The organism is Providencia vermicola (assembly GCF_020381325.1).
Classification (GTDB): Bacteria; Pseudomonadota; Gammaproteobacteria; order Enterobacterales; family Enterobacteriaceae; genus Providencia; species Providencia vermicola.
This window is the reverse complement of the sequence record NZ_JAGSPI010000005.1, coordinates 292720-316232: the sequence shown is the minus strand read 5'-3', so window position 1 is coordinate 316232 and position 23513 is coordinate 292720. Positions and strand designations below refer to the sequence as shown.

Genomic DNA, 23513 nt, shown 5'->3' with positions numbered 1-23513 from the left:
ATAACTCCACTTTTTTAAGCTTATACTGAAGTGGAAATCCTTCAAATTACGTTTTATTCATTGAAACATATCACGAATTAAAGATAACCCGTCTTTGCAATACATTACGCCGTTGAGGCAGAAAAAATTCACCTTAGATGAAATTTTGTCATCATACTGTTTATTCTCGTTAGAATAATGTTATATTGGTTATATCGATTCTATTGTATATAATTTTTAGTTATAACTAATGTTTTTTAGCTATAGCGACTCTATCGTGATCCAGTAAGGGGTAGGCAGAAATATGAAATTGCAGCAATTACGTTATATTGTTGAAGTTGTTAATCATGACTTAAATGTCTCCTCTACGGCGGAGGGGCTTTTTACTTCGCAACCGGGTATCAGTAAACAAGTGCGGATGCTAGAAGATGAGCTAGGTATTCAGATTTTTGCTCGCAGCGGTAAACACTTAACGCATGTCACCCCTGCGGGGGAAGAGGTCGTTCGCATTTCAAGAGAAGTGTTGTCGAAGATTGAAGCCATACGTTCAGTTGCGGGGGAGCACACCTACCCAGATCGTGGTACGTTAAATATCGCAACCACTCACACGCAAGCGCGTTATGCATTACCGCCAGTTATTAAAGGCTTTATTGAACGCTACCCACATGTGTCTTTGCATATGCAGCAAGGCACACCAACCCAAATAGCGGAAGAGGTATGCAAGGGGAACAGTGATTTTGCAATCGCCACGGAAGCACTCCATCTGTATAGCGACTTAATTATGCTACCTTGCTACCATTGGAACCGTTGTGTGGTGGTGCAAAAAGACCATCCGTTGGCGACGAAAAAGAATGTGACCATTGAAGATATTGCGGAATATCAAATTGTGACATACACCCATGGCTTTACTGGGCGTTCAGAACTGGATGTCGCTTTTCAAAAAATAGGCCTAGAGCCGAAGATCATTTTTACAGCAACAGATGCGGATGTGATTAAAACTTACGTCAGACTGGGATTGGGTATTGGTATTATCGCTAGTATGGCGGTTGATGCGGTAAATGATTCTGACCTTGTTGTCATTGATATGCGTGATAAGTTCAGTTATAGCACCACGAAAATAGGTTTTAAACGCACCAGTTTCTTGCGTAGCTATATGTATGATTTCTTATGGCGTTTTGCCCCACATTTAACGCGTGATGTGGTGGATAAGGCGATTGCCATTCGCAACAATGATGAAATTGAAGCTTTCTTTAAAGATATTCAGTTACCGATTATTTGATTTTTGTATTATTGCCTGCCCATCTATTGGTAGCCACATAATGAACAGTGGCTACCATTAATCATCTATTCACCGCAATGCGGATAAAACTGTGTGCTATATGTTCTCCTTTTTCACCTGTAATGACTTTGTCATTACAATGCTGTATGCTTAAAAAATAAGTCATCAGTTAGGAGTTAACCATGGCGATGCAAAATACATGTGATAATGATACGGTGCCTACACGTTCATCATTGAATTTACGAATTAAATTAGAAGATAAAATACTGATTGACCGAGCTGCTAACGCTGTTGGGAAAAATCGTACTGAGTTTGTACTCGAAGCGGCTCGTCGTGCTGCGGAAGAAACATTAGCCGATCTCCGTGTGATTAATGTGAGCCCTGAAGTTTATCAGGAGTTTGTTGCTCAATTAGATGCCTCGCCGAGCAATAATGAGGCGCTCAGAAAAACCATGATGTCCAAATCTCCGTGGGAGAAATGACATTGAACCTGACAGCTCCTGAGCCCCTCAATTTAAACCACCGTCTGGATGTATTCTCTTCGGGTGAAGAAACGTTGGATCATTGGTTAAAAAACCGCGCGATGGGAAATCAGAAAACAGGTGCATCCCGCACTTTTGTCACTGCATCTGATAATACGGTGATGGGGTATTATGCACTTTCTACAGGCATTATAACTACCAGCCAAGCGGTGGGTAAATTTCGGCGAAATATGCCAACAGATATTCCTGTTGTTTTACTTGGTCGCCTAGCAGTGGATGTAAACGTGAAAGGATTCGGTGTTGGCAGGGCGCTCGTAAAGGATGCGGCGCTGAGAGTTATCCAAGCATCAGGGCTTGTCGGTATTCGGGGAATGGTTGTTCATGCGCTTTCAGTTGATGCTAAACGGTTTTATGAACACGTTGGGTTTGTATCTTCACCTCTAGACTCAATGATGCTAATGGTTACTTTAGCTGATCTTCAGCTCGCAATCGGCGCTTATCCAAACTGAAAATAACTGTCATCCCCCAAACTTTTTACCTTCATTTACGCTTATCCTTTCCCTTCTTATCTTAAATTTCCTATGATAAATAGGTCTAAACTGCAAATTTGGCACAAAATCTATAAATCAAATTTATAAAGCAACTATGATTACAATTGGTTAACAAAAAATAATGGTGGTAAATAAACATTATTGCCATAGCCATAAAAACCAAGGAGGAGTTATGTCGTTGAGTCTAAAAACAACGAGTGCCTCAACACTCGCTGTCGGAAACAAGCAGTATAATTACTTCAGTTTGGCGCTTGCCGCGAATAAAATCGGCGATGGTTCAAAGCTGCCAAAATCCCTCAAAGTGTTACTTGAAAACCTGTTACGCCATATCGATGGCACTTCTGTTGTTGAACAAGACTTACAAGCCATTATTGATTGGCAAAAAAACGCCCATGCAGATAGGGAAATTGCCTATCGTCCTGCCCGTGTGCTGATGCAAGATTTTACTGGCGTCCCTGCAGTTGTTGACCTAGCAGCAATGCGTGAAGCCGTGAAATCGTTAGGGGGCAATGTCAATCAAGTCAACCCATTATCACCTGTTGATCTGGTGATTGACCACTCGGTGATGGTGGATGAATTTGCCACACAATCTGCGTTTGGTGAAAACGTGGAAATTGAAATGGAACGTAACCACGAACGCTATTTATTCCTGCGTTGGGGGCAAAAAGCGTTTAACCGTTTCCAAGTTGTGCCACCAGGCACTGGGATTTGCCATCAGGTTAACTTAGAGTACCTTGGAAAAGCAGTTTGGCATGAGGAAATCGATGGAAAATTATATGCTTATCCAGATACGCTAGTGGGTACCGATTCTCACACAACCATGATCAATGGGCTTGGTGTGCTGGGTTGGGGAGTGGGTGGAATAGAGGCTGAAGCGGCGATGTTAGGTCAGCCTGTTTCGATGCTTATCCCTGATGTGGTTGGGTTTAAGTTAACCGGCAAATTATCGGAAGGTATTACAGCAACTGACCTTGTATTAACCGTCACACAAATGCTGCGTAAACACGGCGTAGTTGGTAAGTTTGTAGAATTCTACGGTGATGGTTTGGCGGATTTACCCTTAGCTGACCGTGCTACCATCGCCAATATGTCACCTGAATATGGTGCAACCTGTGGGTTCTTCCCCATCGATGATATTACGTTGTCCTATATGCGGCTAACAGGACGTAGCGACGATGAAGTAGCGCTGGTGGAAGCGTATAGTAAAGAGCAGGGCTTATGGCGTCACGCAGGTGATGAACCTATCTTTACCAGTACCCTTGAATTGGATATGTCGACGGTTGAATCTAGCTTAGCTGGGCCAAAACGTCCACAGGATAGAGTGGAGCTGAGCCAAGTACCAAAAGCGTTCCGAGGTGCGGTTGAACTCGAAGTGAATAAACAAGATAAAAACGCACACCCAGAAGTGAAATATCAAAATCAAACCTTTGAACTCACCGATGGTGCGGTCGTGATTGCGGCGATTACATCTTGTACCAATACCTCAAACCCAAGTGTTTTGATGGCGGCGGGGCTGTTAGCGAAAAAAGCCGTTGAAAAAGGGTTATCGCGTCAACCCTGGGTTAAATCATCCCTTGCACCAGGGTCTAAAGTGGTCACGGATTACCTCGCCGTTGCGGGTTTAACACCTTATTTAGATAAACTCGGCTTTAACCTTGTCGGGTATGGATGTACCACCTGTATTGGTAACTCTGGCCCATTACCAGAACCAATAGAAGCGGCGATTAAGCAAACCGATTTAACCGTTGGTGCTGTGCTTTCGGGGAACCGAAACTTTGAAGGGCGAATTCATCCTCTAGTGAAAACTAACTGGTTGGCATCTCCGCCGTTAGTTGTGGCCTATGCCCTTGCAGGAAATATGAATATTAACTTGAAAAATGAACCGCTTGGTGTAGATAAACAGGGTAATGATGTTTATCTGAAAGATATTTGGCCAACCAGTGCTGAAATTGCCCAAGCTGTACAACAAGTTAAAACAGAGATGTTCCGCAAAGAATATAATGCCGTATTTGAAGGTGACGATGCGTGGCGTGCTCTCGAGGTTGAAAGCTCATCAACTTATCATTGGCAGGCGGATTCGACCTACATTCGCCATCCACCATTCTTTGAGGGCATGCAAGCCCAGCCTGCGCCAGTTAAAGATATTCATGGTGCCAATATTTTGGCTATCCTTGGTGATTCAGTCACTACTGACCATATTTCTCCTGCGGGGAATATCAAAAAAGACAGTCCCGCAGGGCGCTACCTTCAAGAGCATGGTGTTGCTGTTGCAGACTTTAACTCTTATGGCTCACGACGAGGTAACCATGAAGTGATGATGCGCGGCACCTTTGCCAATATTCGTATTCGTAATGAAATGGTACCAGGTGTTGAAGGTGGTTATACCTTACATATTCCAACAGGGCAGCAAATGGCTATCTATGATGCAGCAATGTTGTATCAGCAAGAAAAACGCCCATTAGCGATTATTGCAGGTAAGGAATATGGTTCAGGTTCGAGTCGTGACTGGGCTGCAAAAGGAACTAATTTGTTAGGTGTTCGAGTGGTGATTGCAGAGTCTTATGAACGTATTCATCGTTCAAATTTAATTGGTATGGGGGTCGTACCTCTGGAGTTTAAAGATGGTATGTCTCGCAAAACTCTTGGATTAAAAGGAGACGAACGCATTGACGTTGTTGGCCTGCAATCCCTGACGCCAGGGCAAGACTTGAAGGTGAATATTACTCTTGGTAATGGCGAGGTTAAGGAGATCACTACCCGTTGTCGTATTGATACAGGCACCGAAATGGAGTATTACCGCCATGGCGGTATCTTGCATTATGTCATTCGACAAATGCTTCATTAACACACGTTAACTAAAAACGTCTGTTTGGTTAATCCAGCAGACGTTTTTTAATTCCTATCTTATTTCTTAATCTTGTTTTTTCTCAATATTTTCGATGTAGATCTACGTTATGGTGTTAGGTAGATGGTTAAATATAGGGGAGAAGACCATTCTTTATTCAGTGAGTACTGAGTGAAGTTCGCCATAAATCAGTTTCTTTGTTTGAATTAGTATCCATGTAATGGATTCGGACTCGCTAAATTTATCGAAAACAACGTAAAGGAAATATATATGGCAGATATCAATGAAACCGATTTCTATAAAGGGGCATTGTGGGCAGCAGATATCTTATTAACAACTTCTCATTTCGATGGTTCGAATGAAGAGGTTCGCGATATTTTAGAACATATTCCTAATTTGTATTCTATTGTGATGAGAACACCTGAAACGGAAGTTCACGACTTGCGTCTCTATGCGGACAAAGAATTCCCACTTGGCTTAAATGCTGATTACACTGCAATTACTATCGCACCATTAAAAGAGTATTTTGATATTGTGCCTATTCCGGATCAAAACCCAGAGAGTATTACTTTTGAGGTGGAATTTTGGGGCGTTGTTGCCAAGACGACGGCAGGTAAAGACGATTTATTGATAGCGGGCTTACCTTCAGCAGAAGTTGCTCAGCATTATGCAAAAACATTAACGCATCAGCTTGAAATTCAGCGTGGCAAATAGCCGATTGGATTATTTTTAATCTGGTTTAGCTTGTTTTTTAATCTTAAATGCCAAAAAACCGCAACACTGTGTTTATATCCAGTATTGCGGTTTTTCTATAAGTTAAAAATTATAAAGCCTTACTTTCAGCCAGTTGTAAGGCAAAGTAAGTGAAGATAAGGTCAGCACCTGCACGTTTAATTGAACCTAATGTTTCCAGCGCCACACGAGTTTCATCAATCGCACCCGCTTGTGCTGCAAATTTGATTTGCGCATATTCGCCACTAACTTGATACGCACCAATCGGTAATTGTGTGTGTTCACGTAAATCACGAATGATATCAAGATAAGCCCCAGCAGGTTTGATCATCAGCGCATCTGCGCCTTCGCGCTCATCAATCAGCGACTCATGCAGCGCTTCGCGGCGGTTCATTGGATTCATTTGGTAAGTTTTTCTGTCACCTTTTAAACATGAGCCAGCTGCATCACGGAATGGGCCATATAATGCGGATGCAAATTTTGTGGAGTAGGACATAATGGCCGTATCCGTAAAACCTGCTTCATCTAGTGCTCGGCGGATCGCCGCAACTTGTCCATCCATTGCAGCGGAAGGGGCGATAAAATCTGCACCTGCACGGGCAGCAGCAACCGCCTGCAGACCTAAATTGTGAATAGTGGCATCATTATCAACAACATGGTCATGCATCACCCCGCAGTGACCATGGGAGGTATATTCACAAAAACAGGTATCTGACATCACAATCATTTCAGGAACTGTGTCTTTACAGATACGGGACATTCGAGCAACTAAGCCATTTTCCTGCCATGCATCACTGCCATTATCATCAAGGTGGTGGGAAACGCCAAATGTCATGACAGACTTAATGCCCGCATTTGCGATGCGTTCAATTTCATACGCTAAGCGTTTTTCAGGAATACGCATAACACCAGGCATGCTATTGATCGGCATATAATCGTCGAGTTCTTCTTCAACGAAAATGGGTAAACAAAGGTCATTAATCGATAAATGAGTTTCTTGGAATAAAGTGCGGAGTTTTTCAGTTTTACGCAGTCTTCTCATGCGTTGAATAGAATGCAGGTTGTTCACAATATCTCCTTGTAGTTTGATGAATAAGCAAAAGATAAAGGTCATTCATCAAAGTCATAATATTGAGAACAGTATAAACCTTATAGAAAGAAAGTGAATATAACCATCAAGAAATGGCACACATTGAGAGGATATTTGAGAGAAAAGGGAAGAACGTAGAAACTCCTCCCTTATTGCGTAGCTTACTGGTGTTTAAACAGCATATGACCCATCTTTTGTGCTTTAACATCCAAATAATGTTCATTACTTGGATTACGGCCAACAATCAGAGGCACGCGTTCAACTACATTTATACCCGCTTCACGCATGATATCGATTTTTTTCGGGTTATTCGTTAGCAAACGAACTTCGTTGATCCCCAGTAATTTGTACATATCTGAGCAGAGGGTAAAATCACGCTCATCGGCTTTAAAACCCAGTTTTAAATTTGCCTCGACAGTGTCTAAACCTTGGTCTTGTAGCGCATATGCACGGATTTTATTTAGCAAGCCAATATTGCGGCCTTCTTGGCGATGGTAAAGTAACACCCCGCGGCCTTCTTTACTAATCTGAGAAAGCGCGGCTTCTAATTGGAAACCACAATCGCAACGTAAGCTAAATAGCGCATCACCCGTTAAACATTCAGAGTGAATACGGCTAAGAACGGGGGTATCCCCAGATATATCGCCAAAGATTAACGCGACATGGTCATGACCCGTTGCAATTTCTTCAAAACCTACCATCAGAAATTCACCGAACGGTGTTGGGAGTTTTGCTTGAGCAACACGTTTTAGCTGCATATTTTCATTCATTAGTTAAAGTAACTCTTGCTTAATGTAATAACGTAAATCGATATAAGGTACATCAGTATAATATATCGAAGCTATATGACGTTTTGCATATAGAGGCTGGTAATCTTTGCACACAACCAACACTGTATTACTATAACAGAGTTAATCGTGAGTGAATGGAATATTTCTTTATAAGGCGGAATTAATATTTATGGAATGCATTGAATGAGAAAGACTATTTTCGTCGTTAGTCTGTTTGCTTTTTTATTAGCATTACCGCCCATGATAATGCTAATTTCAGGGTGGCAATGGACGCCTGAAAGCCAATTTAAATCAATGAAATGGCTGCTATGGCTGACCGATACAGCAGGCGCACCATACAGTATTATTACGTCATTAGCATTTATGGGGATAATCATATTCAGACTACGTGCAGAAAAAAGCATGGTCTTAAAGATTGTGATTATTGTTGCTAGCGCTTTGCTACTGCAACAAGGAACCAAAACATTACTTAAAAACCATTTTCAAGAGCCTCGACCTTATGTGGTTTGGCTCGAAGAACAATATGATGTGACGCATTCGGATTTTTATGAATTAACACGAACAGCTCGAGCCAAGTTGATTAAAACGGTTGTTAAACAACATGATGATATTGCTAAGTGGCAAAGAAAGCATTGGCAAGCAGAAACAGGGTACTCATTTCCATCAGGCCATATGTTATTTGCTGCTGGCTGGGCCCTCTTGTTTATCGCCTTTTTTTGGCAAAGAGGCTATTATGGCTTTTCGATTGGCCTAGCACTCTGGGCTGAGGGGATCGCATTTAGCCGCATGTTATTAGGTATGCATTGGCCAATTGATGTCATTACGTCAGTATTTATCAGTGCCATTTTTGCTATTTTGGCTTACGGTGTATTTCTGTTTCTTAAGCGGAAAAAAAAGTCGGTTAATCTTCCGTCAAGAGAGTGATTGTTGCGACAAACTCTGTGAATTTTCGCATTTGTATAAAATAAATTGCTTTGTCTGGATGCGCGGGAAATGCTACCTTATCAGGTAGATATTATTGAATGGATAAGAACTGATAACGGGAACAAATGTGAAATACTTTCTGATTTTATTACTGGCGGTCGCATTTTTTATTATTTCGATTACGCTAGGTTCAAGCAATGATCAGGTTATTACATTTAACTACCTGATTGCAAAAGGGGATTTTTCTTTATCAACCCTTCTTGCATCACTTTTTGGTGTCGGTTTTGTGCTGGGATGGCTGGTGTGTGCAGCATTTTATTTACGTACAATCGTTAGCCTGAAAAACGCACGTCGTAAAATTAGACGTTTAGAATCACAATTAGGTGATGGAGAAAGTAATATTTCTGACTCAACCTCATTAGTGACGACTCAGAACAAGGAATAATCCTGTATGTTCGAGTTGCTGTTTCTGTTGCTTCCTGTGGCTGCCGCTTATGGTTGGTATATGGGGCGCAGAAGTGCTCAACAAGATAAGCAACTACATGCTAACCGCTTGTCCCGTGATTATGTGACAGGCGTGAACTTTCTTTTGTCAAATCAGCAAGATAAAGCAGTTGATTTGTTTCTAGACATGCTTAAAAATTATGATAGCTCTGCATTTGAAGCACATCTAACCTTAGGGAATTTATTTCGTTCTCGAGGTGAAGTTGAACGTGCTATTCGCATTCACCAATCGCTGGTGGAAAGTGCATCGTTATCCTTCGAGCAACGCCTCCTTGCAACTCAACAACTTGGCCGTGATTACATGACCGCAGGGGTATACGATCGCGCCGAAAATATGTTCCAGCAACTCACTGATGAAGTGGATTTCAAGCAAAGTGCTTTACAATCTTTATTAAATATTTACCAGTTAACCAGTGAATGGTCGAAAGCTATCGATGTTGCAGGTAAACTAGTTAAATTAGGCCATAACGAATTACGCGAGCAAATTGCACACTTTTACTGTGAGCTTGCGGTACAACAATTGGCGAGTGATGATCTTGATGATGCACAAGCCTTATTAAATAAAGCAGAACAAGCCGATAAAAACTGTGCGCGCGTTTCGATTATGAAAGGGCGTATTTTTATTGAGCAAGGCGCTTATGAAAAGGCTATTCATGTTTTAAAGCAAGTGTATGATCAAGATAGAGAATTGGTTACTGAAACGCTGCCACTGCTCCATGATTGCTATCAACGTACAGGTCAATTGGATGAATGGGAAGATTACTTGCGCCAATGTGTCGCGGGTAATTCAGGTGCAATTGCAGAGCTGTATCTTGCTGATATTATTGTTGAAAAACAAAATCATGAAGCAGCTGCAAACTATATTAATGACCAAATCCAACGTCACCCAACCATGCGACTGTTTTATCGTTTAATGGATTACCACCTTGAAGAAGCCGAAGAGGGCCGTGCAAAAGAAAGTTTGATTTTGCTAAGAAAAATGGTGGGTGAACAAATCCGAACAAAGCCTGATTACCGTTGCCATAAATGTGGCTTTACTTCTCGTTCATTATATTGGCACTGCCCATCTTGTCGTTCTTGGGATACGATTAAACCCATTCGCGGGTTAGATGGCCAGTGACAACGTCACTTTTAACCTCATAACAACTCATTAAAGGCTATGAAATGATTTCCTCAACTGAGAACCAGACACACTCGCCAATCATTGTGGCACTTGACTATGAAGATGCTAATGCTGCACTGGCGTTTGTTGACCGCATTGACCCGCGTGATTGCCGCCTTAAAGTCGGCAAAGAAATGTTCACGTTCAATGGTCCTCAATTTGTCAAATCACTCCATGATCGCGGCTTTGATGTTTTCCTTGATTTAAAATTTCATGATATTCCAAACACGGTTGCTCGTGCCGTCGCTGCTTCTGCTGAAATGGGCGTGTGGATGGTGAATGTGCATGCGGGTGGTGGGGCTCGAATGATGGAAGCGGCTCGCCAATCACTCGAAGTTTATGGTAAAGATGCGCCTTTATTAACGGCAGTAACTGTTTTAACTAGCATGGATGGGACAGATCTAGTGGGCGTGGGGATCCAAGACTCTCCTGCGGTTCATGCAGAACGCCTTGCATTGCTGACCAAACAGTGTGGTCTCGATGGCGTTGTATGTTCTGCCCATGAAGCAAAACGCTTAAAAAGTTTATGTGGCAAAGATTTTAAACTGGTCACACCAGGTATTCGCCCAGAAGGTAGTGATGTTGGCGATCAACGCCGTATCATGACACCACAAGATGCTGTCAAAGCAGGGGTTGACTATATGGTGATTGGGCGCCCGATCACGCGTAGCGAAAACCCAACGTTAACATTACAGCAAATTAACCAATCTATTAAAGGTCTCTCATGAGTGATTCAAATAGCCGTCTAGTATATAGCACAGACATCGGGCGTATTGATGAAGAAAAACTGAAGGTAGAAAGGCCAAAAGGTGATGGCATCGTTAGAATCCGTCGTGAAACATCAGGTCGTAAAGGAAAAGGGGTTTGTATCGTGACGGGCCTTGATCTTGATGATGTTGAGCTCATAAAACTTGCCGCTGAACTGAAAAAGAAATGTGGTTGCGGCGGTGCAGTAAAGGATGGAAACATTGAAATTCAAGGGGATAAGCGGGATGTGATTAAGCAACTCCTTGAAGCAAAAGGCATGCAGGTAAAATTAGCTGGCGGCTGATTAAAATGATTAAAGAAAAACGGTGGTTGCAGATGTAATCACCGTTTTTTATGGTTTAAATTGCTGCGAGTTCTTTGAATAATTCAGGGTTTCTTTTTATCGCCACTAATACTTTAGCTGCTAACCCTGTTGGGTTACGTCGTTTGAGTTCCCAGCTTTTAATGGTATCAACGCTAGTTCCTAACACATTAGCTAATTCGCTTTGTGAAACATTGAGTTGCTCTCTAATCGCTTTTACATCAGCCACTTCATAACGTGTGATTTTAGCGGCTTTTTTTGTACCATTCTTGATTTCAACGGCTTCTTCTAAAGAGGCTTTTAATTCATTGAAAATGCTCATCTTATACCTCTCCTTTTAGTATCGTTGTGAGTTTTTTTAATTCTGCTTTTTCTTTGTCAGTGAGCGTGTCTTTCTCACTTTTAGCATAAGCCATTATAAAATATATAATTTCTTTAGTCGCTAAAAAATAAATAACCCTTGCACTGCTACTTTTTCCTTGATTACCCATTGCCATTCTAATTTTTGCGTAGCCCACCGGTTCCTTGGATGAGGTCGCCTTTATCTGGCCATGCGATGAGTTGGTTTTGTAGCGCCCTAAGTTCTTCCGCTGTGGCAACGGTTTGTATCTGTTTGGTGAAAAAAGTGGTTTCAATAAATTCAATGGCATGGCTCATAGGGCTCCCTCCCTAAAGTCGATTTAATTAGTGTACTTTGTACACTTTTGGTGGTCAAGCATTATTTCAGGTGGGGTTAGCGTTAGAACACTGAAAATAAAATAGCGCCAAATGGATGGCGCTATTTAGAGAATAGGGGCGTAGATTATTGTCGGTTATTTGCCAATTTGGTGGCCAATGATCCCGCCAACGGCGGCACCGCCTACCGTACCAAGTGAACTACCCCCAGTAAGCACGGCACCACCGACGGCACCGACACCAGCACCAATGGCAGTATTTTTATCGCGCTTAGACATGTTGGAACAGGCACTCACGCTAATAGCGACGGTTGCGATAACCATAAATGATAAAATGCGTTTGCTGACAGTATTCATTTTTTAATCCTTAACACGTATTAAACAAATCATAAATTAGCATGATAGGTAAATTTACGAATAAGAATAATCAGGAAAAAATAGCGAATAGCGTATAAATTTTAACGTAAAATGCGAATTAACCACGACTGATTAAGTTGCGAACGAAGAAAAGACCATAAGCATTAACTTATGGTCTTTTAAAGATAGCACAACAAGTATTATTCTGCAGGGCGAGCAACGATATTACGTGTTTCCATACGGACTTCAGCAATGGTGACATTAATAATATCATTGAGTTGATATACTTTTTCGCCTTTAACTAGAACACTGCCAGTTTCTTGGCTACACTGAATTTCATCGCGAACACTGTGAATAAATGGTGCGGGAACAAATGCCACCGCGCCATTATCTACGAGGCGTACACGTATACCGCCACGGGTAATATCAATAATTTCTGCGGGGAATTTAGTGTCAGTACCTTCAAACGGTTTTAAGTAACGTGAATAAAGCCAATCACCCACGTCACGTTCCGCCATACGGTTTGCTCGGCGGCGTTCTGCTAATTTAATGGAAAGCGCTTCAGTGGGTTTATCTGTTGAAGGCTTGCCCGCAATAATAGATTTTAATAACCGATGGTTAACGATATCGGTGTATTTACGAATCGGGGATGTCCATGTTGCGTAAGCGTCAAAACCAAGGCCGAAGTGAGGACCAGGATCGGCTTTAACTTCGGCAAATGTTTGGTAACGACGAATTCGGCTATCTAAGAACTGAGTAGGTTCTGCATCAAGCTTACGACGTAATTGACGGAAACCTTCCAGCGATAACAGCGATTCTGCGGTGGTTTCAATACCATTGTCTTTTAAGGTTTGAACAACCTGGTCAATTTGCAATGGCTCAAAGCCCATATGCACGTTGAAAACGCCGAAGCCGAGTTTTTCTTTTAACACGCTGGCTGCACAAAGGTTAGCAGTGATCATCGCCTCTTCAACAATGCGGTTAGAACTGCGGCGGCTTTCTGAGACAATATCAACGACATTGCCTTTATCATCAAGCACAAAGCGGTAATCAGGGCGGTCTTTAAAGACTAATGCATGAGTTTCGCGCCAATGTAAGCGTTTATCCGCCATTTCTTTTAACAGCAATATTTGTTGTTTGTCTGTATCATTGGCGGGTTGCCAATTCCCAATTTCCTCAAGCCAATCAGAAACTTCGTCATACACTAATTTGGTTTTTGATTCGACCCAAGCACTGAAAAACTCAATGTGACTATCAAGGCTGCCATCTGCATGAATTTGCGCCACACACACTAAAGCAGGGCGACGTTCATTTGGGCGCAAGGAGCATAAATCATCTGACAATTGACGCGGTAACATTGGGATATTGAAACCAGGTAAATAGTTAGTATAAGAACGCGCAAGTGCCAGTTTATCTAATTTACTGCCTTCTTGGATATAGCTGGTTGGGTCAGCAATAGCGATGAATAATTTGAGATTGCCTTCAGCGGTTTTCTCAACATACAACGCATCATCCATATCTTCAGTGCTAGCGCTATCGATGGTCACAAAATGTAAGTCAGTTAAATCAACTCGTTCAATGCCTTGATCATCACGCTCGCTTTCCACCATTTGAGGTTCATCACGGTCTAATTGGTGACGGCGTAACGTTACCCACCATGGTGCAAAGTGATCATCGCCTTCAGTGATGTATTCTGTAATATCTGCGTAAAAGTTTTTATCGCCTTTTAAGGGATGACGGCGCATTTCGGCGACGACCCAATCATCTTGTTTAAATTCATGGGTAATACCATTCACAGGACGACATAAAATCATGTCTTTGAGTAACGGGTGATCGGGGATAACAAATAAGCGATTGTCGTTTTCTTTTTTCTGAATTTTACCGACAAATCTCTCTAAAAAAGGCTCGACAAGCTCTTCTGGCTCAGCGAATTCACGGTCTTTATCTGTATGTACTGCGGCGATGACACGATCACCGTGCATCACTTTTTTCATCTGAGGAGGCGGAATGAAATAGCTTTTTTGGCCATCAACTTCTAAAAAGCCAAAACCTTTTTCAGTGCTTTTTACTAACCCTTCAACACGAGGTGTTTGGGCATGTAATGTCTGTTTTAGTTGTGCGAGCAGTGGGTTGTCTTGAAACATACTTACCGTTTTATTAAGTTTGAGTTTGGCTCTATTGTTACGTAAGACAAAGTCTTAGAGCAAGGAAAAAATGCGTTGTGCTTATGATTAGCACGATGAGCTATCTTTTTTATCATCAAAAGCACGATATATAGTTAATCCTCTGGGTAGACTTTGTCTTTAAATTCACAGAGGTCTTCGATGATGCATGAACCACAGCGGGGTTTGCGTGCAATACAAGTATAACGCCCATGTAGAATAAACCAGTGATGGCAATCGACTTTAAATTCAGCAGGGACGACTTTCAGTAACTTTTCTTCAACCGCGACAACGTCTTTACCTGGGGCAAAGTTGGTACGATTACATACGCGGAATATATGAGTATCGACGGCAATAGTTGGCCAACCAAAGGCCGTATTAAGAACGACATTGGCTGTTTTACGGCCAACGCCTGGAAGCGCTTCAAGGGCTTCACGGTTTTCGGGAACTTGGCTATTGTGCTTTTCAATCAGTATCTTACAAGTTTTATAAACACTTTCTGCCTTAGTATTAAATAAGCCAATTGTTTTAATGTATTCTTTAATTCCATCAACACCCAGCGCCATAATTGTTTCAGGTGTGTTTGCTACGGGGTAAAGCTTTGCCGTGGCTTTATTAACGCTGACATCCGTCGCTTGGGCGGAGAGTAACACAGAAATTAATAGCTCAAACGGGGAGCTAAATTCTAGCTCCGTTGTTGGGTGGGGATTGTTGTCCCGTAAGCGAGTTAAAATTTCAATACGTTTTGATTTATTCATTGCTCACATTAATTTGTTTATTAAGAAAGATGACCGCCACAACCTTGTTGTTTTTCATATTCGCGTACTGACTGATGATCAGCTTGCAAAGCTGCTCTTTTTTTCATTTTTTCATCAATTAAATATTTTGCAGCCAACAATAGGGCAAGGCCAATAAAGGCACCTGGTGGTAGCATAGCGAGTAAAAATGGAGAATCAAGGTGAATAACTTCAATGCGTAATGAGGTAGCCCATGAGCCTAACAGTAAATCAGCGCCATCAAATAAGGTACCGTTACCTAAAATTTCACGAATTGACCCCAAAACAAACAATGTCGCGGTTGCCCCTAAGCCCATCGCTAAGCCATCTAATGCTGATAACGAAACGGGGTTGCGAGATGCGTAGGCTTCTGCACGGCCAATGACGATGCAGTTTGTCACAATCAACGGAATAAAAATCCCGAGCGATTCATATAAACCAAAAGCATAGGCGTTGATTAGCATTTGTACCGCACTCACAACCGATGCAATGATCATCACATAAATTGGGATACGAATTTCAGAGGGCACCCAGCGGCGAAGGGCAGAAACAGCTACGTTAGTGCATATCAGCACAAGTGTTGTAGCAAGGCCAAGCCCGAGTGCATTCGTTGCTGTAGAAGACACAGCCAATAGCGGGCAAAGCCCTAACAGCTGGACTAATGCAGAGTTATTTTTCCATAACCCTTGGACTAATAAATCTTTAGATTCACTCATTATTCTTCCCCACAATTTGGGTAAGTTGCTAATTCTTGCGGAATAGTTTGCATAAAGACCGCAGTTCGTTTGGTGGCATTGACCACCGCTCTTGGTGTGATGGTGGCGCCAGTGAATTGGTCAAACTCGCCACCATCTTTTTTTACAGCCCATTTGGGGTCATTTTCCGATTCGATTTGCTTCCCGCTTAAATGGGTGATCCAATCTGAAATACGCGTTTCAATTTTATCACCAAGCCCAGGTGTTTCATGGTGTTCAGTCACACGGACACCTAAAACAGTGCCGTTAAAATCAGCGCCTACCAACAAGTGGATAGCCCCTGAGTAACCATCTAATGCCGTGGTTTCTAACGCCGCAGCAACGGGTTCACCATTTTTACGGGCTATATATAAACGCCGTGGCTGTTTGTTACCTAATATAGCCTCATTGGTGACTAGATAACATTCTTTAGTCAAATCATTATCATAGAGTTCATTGGGGACGACTTGGTCGAGCAATTTTTTCTGCACAATGGCGGCTTGTTCTGCAATAATGTCTTTCGTTAAAGTATAGACCGCTGCGCTCAATGCCGTGGTCCCTGCGGCAAATATGGCAAGGATAGTTCCGTGACGTCGCATTGTATTTAACATGTTGGCTCCTTATTTGTGTCCATATGCACGCGGTTGAGTGTAATAATCAATTAACGGCACGGTGATGTTTGCCAATAATACAGCAAAGGCAACGGCATCAGGGTATCCGCCATAAACACGGATCACCCACACTAAGAAACCAATAATCACTCCAAAAATAATTCGCCCTTTTGGTGTTGTTGAAGCGGTAACAGGGTCGGTTGCGATAAAGAACGCACCCAACATGGTGGCACCTGACAGTAACTGAACCAATGGCGGCGCATAACGGCTATCATCAATCAAGTAGCTGATTATGGAGAAAACAGCTAATGTTCCTAAGAATGACAACGGAATATGCCAGCTAATAATACGGCGGTTAATCATAATTAAGCCACCAATAAGATAAGCAATATTTACCCACTGCCAGCCAATCCCAGCTAATGAGCCTTGTAAAATAGGTTGCTGTAATACGTCAGAAATAGAGTGTGTTAGTAAGCCTGTTTTAAAGCTATCCAGCGGTGTCGCTTGGCTCATCCCATCTATACCTGTTCGTAACTGTTCAAGCGTCACCCCGGAAGAAGTCTGCCCACTGAAGATCACAGACAAGCTATCAATGGCAGAGATATGCATGTTTTGCAATTCTTGTGGTGGCAGCCAGTTGGTCATATGTACAGGAAAGGATATTAATAATACAACATAGCCAACCATTGCTGGGTTGAATGGGTTTTGCCCTAATCCACCATAACATTGTTTAGCGATGGTAATGGCAAAGAATGTCCCTAATACAATCAACCACCAAGGTGATAACGGGGGTAAGCTGATCCCGAGTAATAGGGCAGTAACAATAGCAGAATTATCTTTAAGTACAGGAACTACAGGCTGCTTGCGTAAGCGTATGGAAACCGCTTCAGTGACAACCGCTGTGAGTATCGCTAGAACAATTTGATAGAGCGTACCTATACCAAAAAAGTAAATTTGTGCTGCTATTCCTGGAATGGCAGCGAGAAGCACCCAAAACATCACTAAGCTGGTGCTTTGGTTATTATGAGTAAATGGTGCGCTTGCAATTTTTAGTCGGCGATTTTTCGCATCAATTGGCCTAAATTTCATTTCGTTATCACTTACTCTGTTATCGTTTGTTCATTGTGCTTTTCAGCTTGTTTTGCTTTGACGCGGGCAATCGCAGCAGCAACTGCAATTTTCCTAGGGTCGGTCTCTTCATCTATGGGTTGCTCAGCCGCAGGCGATAACTCATCAATTGTTGCTTGTTTCTGCGCCGCTTTCTTGGCTTTCGCACGGGCAATGGCAGCAGCAACCGCGGCTTTGCGTGGGTCGACTTCCGTTTCTTGTTGAGTGTCAACGACAGGAGCTGTTGACTCTTGTGCCGCTTTCTTGGCTTTCGCACGGGCAATGGCGGCAGCAACTGCAGCTTTGCGTGGGTCGACTTCTGTTTCCTGTTGAGCGTTAACCACAGGAGCTGTTGGCTCTTGTGCCGCTTTCTTGGCTTTCGCACGGGCAATGGCTGCAGAAACTGCAGCTTTGCGTGGGTCGACTTCTATTTCCTGTTGAGCGTCAACGACAGGAGCCGTTGGCTCTTGTGCCGCTTTCTTGGCTTTCGCACGGGCAATGGCAGCAGCAACCGCGGCTTTGCGTGGGTCGACTTCCGTTTCTTGTTGAGCGTTAACCACAGGAGCCGTTGGCTCTTGCGCCGCTTTCTTGGCTTTCGCACGGGCAATGGCGGCAGCAACCGCGGCTTTGCGTGGGTCGACTTCTGTTTCTTGTTGAGTGTCAACGACAGGAGCCGTTGGCTCTTGTGCCGCTTTCTTGGCTTTCGCACGGGCAATAGCAGCAGCAACCGCAGCTTTGCGTGGGTCGACTTCTACTTCCTGTTGAGCGTCAATGACAGGAGCCGTTGGCTCTTGCGCCGCTTTCTTGGCTTTCGCACGGGCAATGGCAGCAGCAACAGCGGCTTTGCGTGGGTCATCATCAGATCCGCTAACAGGAGCATTAGCTTGCACATTAGCCAATTTCTCAGCTTGTTTCGCACGTGCTTGGGCTTTTCGTGTTTCACGTGCCGCAATAACTGCGCTGTTGTCAGGTAATTCGCCAGAAACAATTTTAATCGGCTCTTGGCTTGCAGTTTGTTTTGCCTTCACTCTTGCTAATGCTGCATTTACTGCGTCTTTATCGGCACTTTCAACTTGAACAGCCGCTTTCTTATGGCGCTCTTCACGGGCCAGTTTATCGCGCTCCATTCGTTGCTGTTTCGCTTCAAAGCGCAACTTCGCTTCTGCGGCGCGGCGCTCTTCTTGTGCGATTTCACGAATTTCTGCTTTTTCTTGGCGATAATATTGCACTAACGGGATATTGCTTGGACAAACATACGCACAGGCACCGCACTCAATACAATCGAATAAATTGTGTTTTTGCGCTTTTTCGTGCTCGTCACCCTTACTGAACCAGTAAAGTTGCTGCGGTAATAAAGCTGCTGGGCAGGCATCGACGCATAATCCACAACGAATACATGCTTCTTCGAGGGCTTTTGGCCCCATTTCTTCCATTGTAGGAACTAAAAGACAGTTACAAATTTTGACGACAGGAACATTGAGGTCGGGTAGGGTAAAGCCCATCAATGGCCCCCCCATGATCACCATTTGTTCAGGTTCTGGGTTGAATCCAGATTGTTGCAGTAAGTGTCTTACTGGGGTACCTAAACGTGCCCAGAAATTTCCTGGTTGGGAAATCGCTTCACCTGTTACAGTGACAACACGTTCAATTAAAGGTTGTCCATCAATAACAGCACGTTTAATTGCCACAACAGTGCCCACGTTTTGCATCAACACGCCTATTTGGGATGAGCGGGCACCCGATGGCACTTCTTGACCTGTTAAAATTTTAGTCAGTTGTTTGGCCCCACCTGAAGGGTATTTAGTTGGGATAACGCGGACGAAAATGTTTGGGTCTTGTTGAGTAATGGCTTTATTCAGTGCTTGAATGGCTTCTGGCTTATTATCTTCAATGCCAATTAATACTTGGTCCGGATTTAATAAATGCTGTAAGACGCGGCAGCCTTCAATCACTTCTTGGGCGTGCTCTTGCATTAACCTATCATCAGCGGTGATATAAGGTTCACACTCAGCCGCATTGATAATCAATGTTTTAATCGCATCTTTACCTCCCGCCAATTTAGAGGCGGTAGGGAAGCCCGCTCCACCTAAGCCTGCAATCCCAGCTTGCTCAATTTTGTGTAATAAATCTGGTTTGGCTAATTGATGATAATCAGGGGTTGGTTCTAATGGGCACCAAGTATCTTTACCATCAGATTGAATACGTACACATAATTCTTTTAAACCCGATGGATGTGCAGTTACCATCGGTTCAATTGCAGTAATCGTTCCAGAGGTTGAAGCATGTACTGGTACAGTACGACCAAGACCACGCGTTAACGGCTGGCCTTTGAGCACAGAATCACCGACTTGAACGATAAGTTCACCTTCAGGGCCTAAATGCTGCTGCAACGGGATAATCAGCTCATTAGGTATAGTTGCAACCCGCATAGGGGTACGGCTGGATTGTAACTTCATTTCAGGCGGGTGGATACCACCATCAAAGTCCCAGATATTGTCTTTTTTCAACCATTTAAATAACTTAAGCATGGGAGTTCTCCCTTGCCTTCACTTCAGTTTTTTCAATAGGTTCAACAGAAATATTTTTCACAGGAATGGTGTTTAAATCCCATTTCCAATTGGCGGTTGTGGTTTTCACGGGGACAAGTTCAATACAGTCAGTTGGGCAGGGGGCGACGCATAAATCGCACCCAGTACATAAATCTTCAATTACGGTATGCATTGCACGGGTGGCACCGACAATGGCATCAACAGGGCAAGCTTGGATACATTTTGTGCAACCGATACAGTTTTCTTCATCGATAATGGCAACTTTACGAACAGGGTTCTGCGCCGCTTCATCACCATCAATAGGTTGCGGGTCAACATTCAGCAATTCAGCTATCTTTAGCATGACTTGCTCGCCACCAGGGGCACATTTATTGATCATTTCACCATTATTAGCGACCGCTTCTGCGTAAGGGCGGCAACCTGGATAGCTACACTGGCCACATTGACTCTGAGGTAAAATAGCTTCGACTTGCTCGACAATTGGGTCAGCTTCGACTTTAAAGCGTAACGACGCGTAGCCTAAAATTAGGCCGAAAATCAAACCAAATACGGCTAATATACCGATGGCAATCCATACAGACATCATTAGAATTTCACCAAACCACTAAAGCCCATAAATGCGAGGGACATCAGCCCTGCGGTGATCAGGCCAATGGAAGAACCACGGAATGGGGCAGGGACATTGGCAACAGCGAGTCGTTCACGGATAGCTGCGAACAGGACCATAACAAGAGAAAAGCCCACTGAAGCACCAAACCCATACACCGCTGATTGTAAGAAGCTGTGGGACATATTGATGTTTAACAGTGCGACACCTAATACCGCGCAGTTCGTCGTGATCAGCGGTAAGAAAATACCTAATAATCGGTATAAGGTAGGGCTCGTTTTCCGTACAACCATTTCTGTAAATTGCACCACAACGGCTATCGCAAGGATAAAGCTCAATGTACGCAGATAGAGAAGGTCAAGGGGAACCAAGATTAACGTATCAATTAACCATGAACTTATGGAGGCCAACGTCATAACAAACGCAGTTGCAAGCCCCATGCCAATGGCGGGCTCAAGTTTTTTTGAGACGCCCATAAAGGGGCATAATCCGAGGAATTTCACAAGGACGAAGTTGTTAACCAGCACCGTACCAATAAAGAGTAGTAGATAATCAGTCATGCTATTGCCTGAAATGAAAATATAAAGAACAAAAACTGGCCGAAGCCAGCTAAACAGCCATTATGATATCAAGCAATTTTTGTGATGCTTATCGATCTTGTGTGAAAGTCATTTTAACTCGTTGAGAACGTTTTAAATAAGGAACAAAGAACCCTGCGCCTAATAGTGGCCAAGCAAGGACTTGCAGAGCCGTTTTGTCATCAATGGGTGAAAATGCAAATGTTTTTAGTCCTAATAATAATAAAATAAGTAACCAAATCGTAAAGCGGCGAGGGAAGTGCTTTGAACGAGAAAACATTAATTGAAGCACATGAACACTAAATATTGTCATACCAATCGAGATTGCAAATGACAAATACCATGCGGCAGGAATAAAACTTGTCCAACCCTCTACCGTGGTGATGATTTCATACAGCTTGATGCAATACATCACCGTCATACTACAAACAGCCAAGAAAGTGAGTAGCAAGTAGATTGCAGGAACCAAAAGCCAACCCGTCAGGCGGTTAGCGTCATAAACTGAACTCATAAATAATTATCCATTTTTAGCCAATCGCAATAGATTTAATAATTCTATCATAGATTTATTTGCCAACTCATTCCTTCTAATGCTACTTTTCGATGCTTATTTATATCTACAGTAATAAAAAAGCTTAGGCATAACGACGATTAACCCATGATCGATTAAGATCTAGTGAGGATCTTCATAATAACTGGCTATTTTACACTGTAAACAGGCTTTTTTAGCGAACTTATTAAATAACCGTCGTTAATTGATAACATGGAGTGACACTGTCACTTTAATAATCTTCAGGGATGCTGAGATTTTTTCCATTGAAAAATGAATTATTACGGCTATCTTTTAAGGCTAAAACCGATTTTAAGGCCAATTAAAGCTCTGGCTTTTGTTATGGATAAGCAAATGAACTTACTTGCAAAATTAAGAATTGACCCTTTTTTACTGATCATGATTTGTGTTGTGGTCGTGGCAAGCCTATTTCCTTGTGAAGGAGATATTAAGACCGGCTTCCAATACCTAACAACTGCGGCGATTGCTCTCTTGTTTTTTATGCATGGAGCTAAGCTATCACGTGAGTCAATAATGGCAGGGATAGGGCACTGGCGATTACATTTACTGGTATTTGCAAGTACATTTATATTATTCCCCATTATAGGTCTCGGCTTAGCCGTTATTGTGCCTGCATGGATGTCGCCGACGGTTTATATGGGCTTCCTCTATCTATGTGCATTACCAGCAACCGTCCAATCTGCCATTGCATTTACCTCTGTTGCAGGTGGAAATATCGCTGCCGCGATTTGTAGTGCCTCCGCTTCAAGTATTTTAGGTGTTTTTCTATCACCTATCTTGGTGGGGTTGTTGATGGATGCTGATGGTAGCCAAGCGATGGATACACTTAATGCAATTGGTTCCATTCTTATGCAGTTAATGTTGCCTTTTGTTGTGGGGCATTTATCTCGCCCATTAATTGCTAATTGGATTAATCGCCATCGTAAGTTAGTCAATATCACTGACCGATCTTCAATATTACTTGTTGTTTATGTGGCATTTAGTGAAGCAGTGGTAGAGGGAATTTGGCAGAAAATTGATGCTTATTCATTATTGATGATTGTTGTTGTGACATGCATTATTTTATTTGTTGTGATAGTGGTAAACACGTTAGCGGCTCGTTTACTTGGCTTTAGCAAAGAAGATGAAATCACGATTGTTTTTTGTGGTTCAAAGAAAAGCTTAGCAAATGGTGTTCCAATGGCGAATGTGTTATTTCCAGCAGCCACGGTAGGCGTGATTTTATTGCCTCTGATGATTTTCCACCAAGTCCAATTGATGGTGAGCGCGGTATTGGCACAGCGTTATGCAAAACGCTTAGTGAAGTAATCGTTTTATCGAATAGCTTGAATAATATGCTTATTTAAGCTGTTTTTGTTATTTACAGTTTGTCTTGTTTT

24 protein-coding genes and 1 pseudogene are annotated in these 23513 nt (G+C 42.7%); 11 read left to right on the top strand and 14 right to left on the bottom strand.

What is annotated here, in order from left to right:
* Positions 1-283: 283 nt before the first annotated feature.
* The 5 genes from cysB (at position 284) to KDJ85_RS09665 (ending at position 5850) form a co-directional block, all read left to right on the top strand.
* A complete protein-coding gene (gene cysB, locus KDJ85_RS09685) occupies positions 284-1258 on the top strand; it encodes an HTH-type transcriptional regulator CysB (protein WP_206086092.1) in 975 nt (324 codons plus the stop codon).
* Positions 1259-1440: 182 nt separating this feature from the next.
* A complete protein-coding gene (locus KDJ85_RS09680; protein ID WP_225819477.1) occupies positions 1441-1740 on the top strand; it encodes a type II toxin-antitoxin system TacA family antitoxin in 300 nt (99 codons plus the stop codon).
* Entirely contained in the window at positions 1737-2249 is a 513-nt protein-coding gene (locus tag KDJ85_RS09675) for a GNAT family N-acetyltransferase (protein WP_225819476.1), read from the top strand. The genes KDJ85_RS09680 and KDJ85_RS09675 overlap by 4 nt, the downstream gene beginning before the upstream one ends.
* Positions 2250-2463: 214 nt before the next feature.
* Positions 2464-5136, top strand: coding sequence for an aconitate hydratase AcnA (gene acnA / locus KDJ85_RS09670; RefSeq protein WP_225819475.1), 2673 nt, complete (start codon positions 2464-2466; stop codon positions 5134-5136).
* Between the two features lie 270 nt (positions 5137-5406).
* Entirely contained in the window at positions 5407-5850 is a 444-nt protein-coding gene (locus KDJ85_RS09665; protein ID WP_225819474.1) for a hypothetical protein, read from the top strand.
* A 109-nt stretch (positions 5851-5959) separates the two neighbouring features.
* Here the strand turns inward: KDJ85_RS09665 and hemB are convergent, their stop codons facing one another.
* Complete coding sequence (gene hemB, locus KDJ85_RS09660; RefSeq protein ID WP_206086087.1) at positions 5960-6937, bottom strand: porphobilinogen synthase; 978 nt, start codon at positions 6935-6937, stop codon at positions 5960-5962.
* 182 nt (positions 6938-7119) lie between these two features.
* The gene (ribA, locus tag KDJ85_RS09655; protein ID WP_206086203.1) at positions 7120-7716 is read right to left on the bottom strand and encodes a GTP cyclohydrolase II; all 597 of its coding nucleotides are present in this window, start codon (positions 7714-7716) and stop codon (positions 7120-7122) included.
* A 216-nt stretch (positions 7717-7932) separates the two neighbouring features.
* Between ribA and KDJ85_RS09650 the strand changes: the two genes are divergently transcribed.
* The 5 genes from KDJ85_RS09650 to yciH all read left to right on the top strand — a co-directional run bounded on the left by KDJ85_RS09650 (position 7933) and on the right by yciH (position 11390).
* A complete protein-coding gene (locus KDJ85_RS09650) occupies positions 7933-8673 on the top strand; it encodes a phosphatase PAP2 family protein (protein WP_225819473.1) in 741 nt (246 codons plus the stop codon).
* Positions 8674-8800: 127 nt separating this feature from the next.
* The gene (locus tag KDJ85_RS09645; RefSeq protein ID WP_225819472.1) at positions 8801-9118 is read left to right on the top strand and encodes a LapA family protein; all 318 of its coding nucleotides are present in this window, start codon (positions 8801-8803) and stop codon (positions 9116-9118) included.
* Positions 9119-9124: 6 nt separating this feature from the next.
* Complete coding sequence (lapB, locus tag KDJ85_RS09640; protein WP_225819471.1) at positions 9125-10297, top strand: lipopolysaccharide assembly protein LapB; 1173 nt, start codon at positions 9125-9127, stop codon at positions 10295-10297.
* Between the two features lie 44 nt (positions 10298-10341).
* Positions 10342-11067 (top strand): orotidine-5'-phosphate decarboxylase, encoded by a 726-nt coding sequence (gene pyrF / locus KDJ85_RS09635; protein ID WP_225819470.1) that lies wholly within the window; start codon positions 10342-10344, stop codon positions 11065-11067.
* Positions 11064-11390: a stress response translation initiation inhibitor YciH gene (yciH, locus tag KDJ85_RS09630; protein ID WP_225819469.1), complete on the top strand. Its 327-nt coding sequence runs from the start codon at positions 11064-11066 to the stop codon at positions 11388-11390. The genes pyrF and yciH overlap by 4 nt, the downstream gene beginning before the upstream one ends.
* Positions 11391-11445: 55 nt before the next feature.
* On the opposite strand, the gene nadS is transcribed toward yciH, so the two are convergent.
* The 12 genes and pseudogenes from nadS to KDJ85_RS09570 form a co-directional block, all read right to left on the bottom strand.
* Complete coding sequence (gene nadS, locus KDJ85_RS09625; protein WP_225819468.1) at positions 11446-11730, bottom strand: NadS family protein; 285 nt, start codon at positions 11728-11730, stop codon at positions 11446-11448.
* Between the two features lies 1 nt (position 11731).
* A pseudogene (locus KDJ85_RS09620) lies at positions 11732-12065 on the bottom strand (type II toxin-antitoxin system RelE/ParE family toxin).
* A 155-nt stretch (positions 12066-12220) separates the two neighbouring features.
* Positions 12221-12439, bottom strand: a complete 219-nt coding sequence (osmB, locus tag KDJ85_RS09615) for an osmotically-inducible lipoprotein OsmB (RefSeq protein WP_225819467.1) — start codon at positions 12437-12439, stop codon at positions 12221-12223.
* Positions 12440-12639: 200 nt separating this feature from the next.
* Complete coding sequence (locus tag KDJ85_RS09610) at positions 12640-14583, bottom strand: exoribonuclease II (protein ID WP_225819466.1); 1944 nt, start codon at positions 14581-14583, stop codon at positions 12640-12642.
* Between the two features lie 134 nt (positions 14584-14717).
* The gene (nth, locus tag KDJ85_RS09605; RefSeq protein ID WP_206086079.1) at positions 14718-15359 is read right to left on the bottom strand and encodes an endonuclease III; all 642 of its coding nucleotides are present in this window, start codon (positions 15357-15359) and stop codon (positions 14718-14720) included.
* A gap of 20 nt (positions 15360-15379) precedes the next feature.
* Complete coding sequence (locus tag KDJ85_RS09600) at positions 15380-16093, bottom strand: electron transport complex subunit E (protein WP_206086078.1); 714 nt, start codon at positions 16091-16093, stop codon at positions 15380-15382.
* Positions 16093-16722, bottom strand: a complete 630-nt coding sequence (gene rsxG / locus KDJ85_RS09595) for an electron transport complex subunit RsxG (RefSeq protein ID WP_225819465.1) — start codon at positions 16720-16722, stop codon at positions 16093-16095. Before rsxG ends, KDJ85_RS09600 begins: the two co-directional genes overlap by 1 nt.
* Positions 16723-16731: 9 nt before the next feature.
* Positions 16732-17811, bottom strand: coding sequence for an electron transport complex subunit RsxD (rsxD, locus tag KDJ85_RS09590; protein WP_225819464.1), 1080 nt, complete (start codon positions 17809-17811; stop codon positions 16732-16734).
* Between the two features lie 11 nt (positions 17812-17822).
* Positions 17823-20357 (bottom strand): electron transport complex subunit RsxC, encoded by a 2535-nt coding sequence (rsxC, locus tag KDJ85_RS09585; protein WP_225819463.1) that lies wholly within the window; start codon positions 20355-20357, stop codon positions 17823-17825.
* A complete protein-coding gene (gene rsxB / locus KDJ85_RS09580) occupies positions 20350-20964 on the bottom strand; it encodes an electron transport complex subunit RsxB (protein ID WP_047757294.1) in 615 nt (204 codons plus the stop codon). The genes rsxC and rsxB overlap by 8 nt, the downstream gene beginning before the upstream one ends.
* Complete coding sequence (gene rsxA, locus KDJ85_RS09575; RefSeq protein ID WP_219247833.1) at positions 20964-21545, bottom strand: electron transport complex subunit RsxA; 582 nt, start codon at positions 21543-21545, stop codon at positions 20964-20966. The genes rsxB and rsxA overlap by 1 nt, the downstream gene beginning before the upstream one ends.
* 88 nt (positions 21546-21633) lie before the next feature.
* Positions 21634-22074 carry a DUF2569 domain-containing protein gene (locus KDJ85_RS09570; protein ID WP_225819462.1) on the bottom strand — a complete coding sequence of 147 codons (441 nt, stop codon included), beginning with the start codon at positions 22072-22074 and terminating at the stop codon, positions 21634-21636.
* Positions 22075-22467: 393 nt separating this feature from the next.
* Between KDJ85_RS09570 and KDJ85_RS09565 the strand changes: the two genes are divergently transcribed.
* On the top strand, positions 22468-23442 hold the full coding sequence (locus KDJ85_RS09565) for a bile acid:sodium symporter family protein (RefSeq protein WP_225819509.1): 975 nt from the start codon (positions 22468-22470) through the stop codon (positions 23440-23442).
* The last annotated feature ends 71 nt before the right edge of the window (positions 23443-23513 follow it).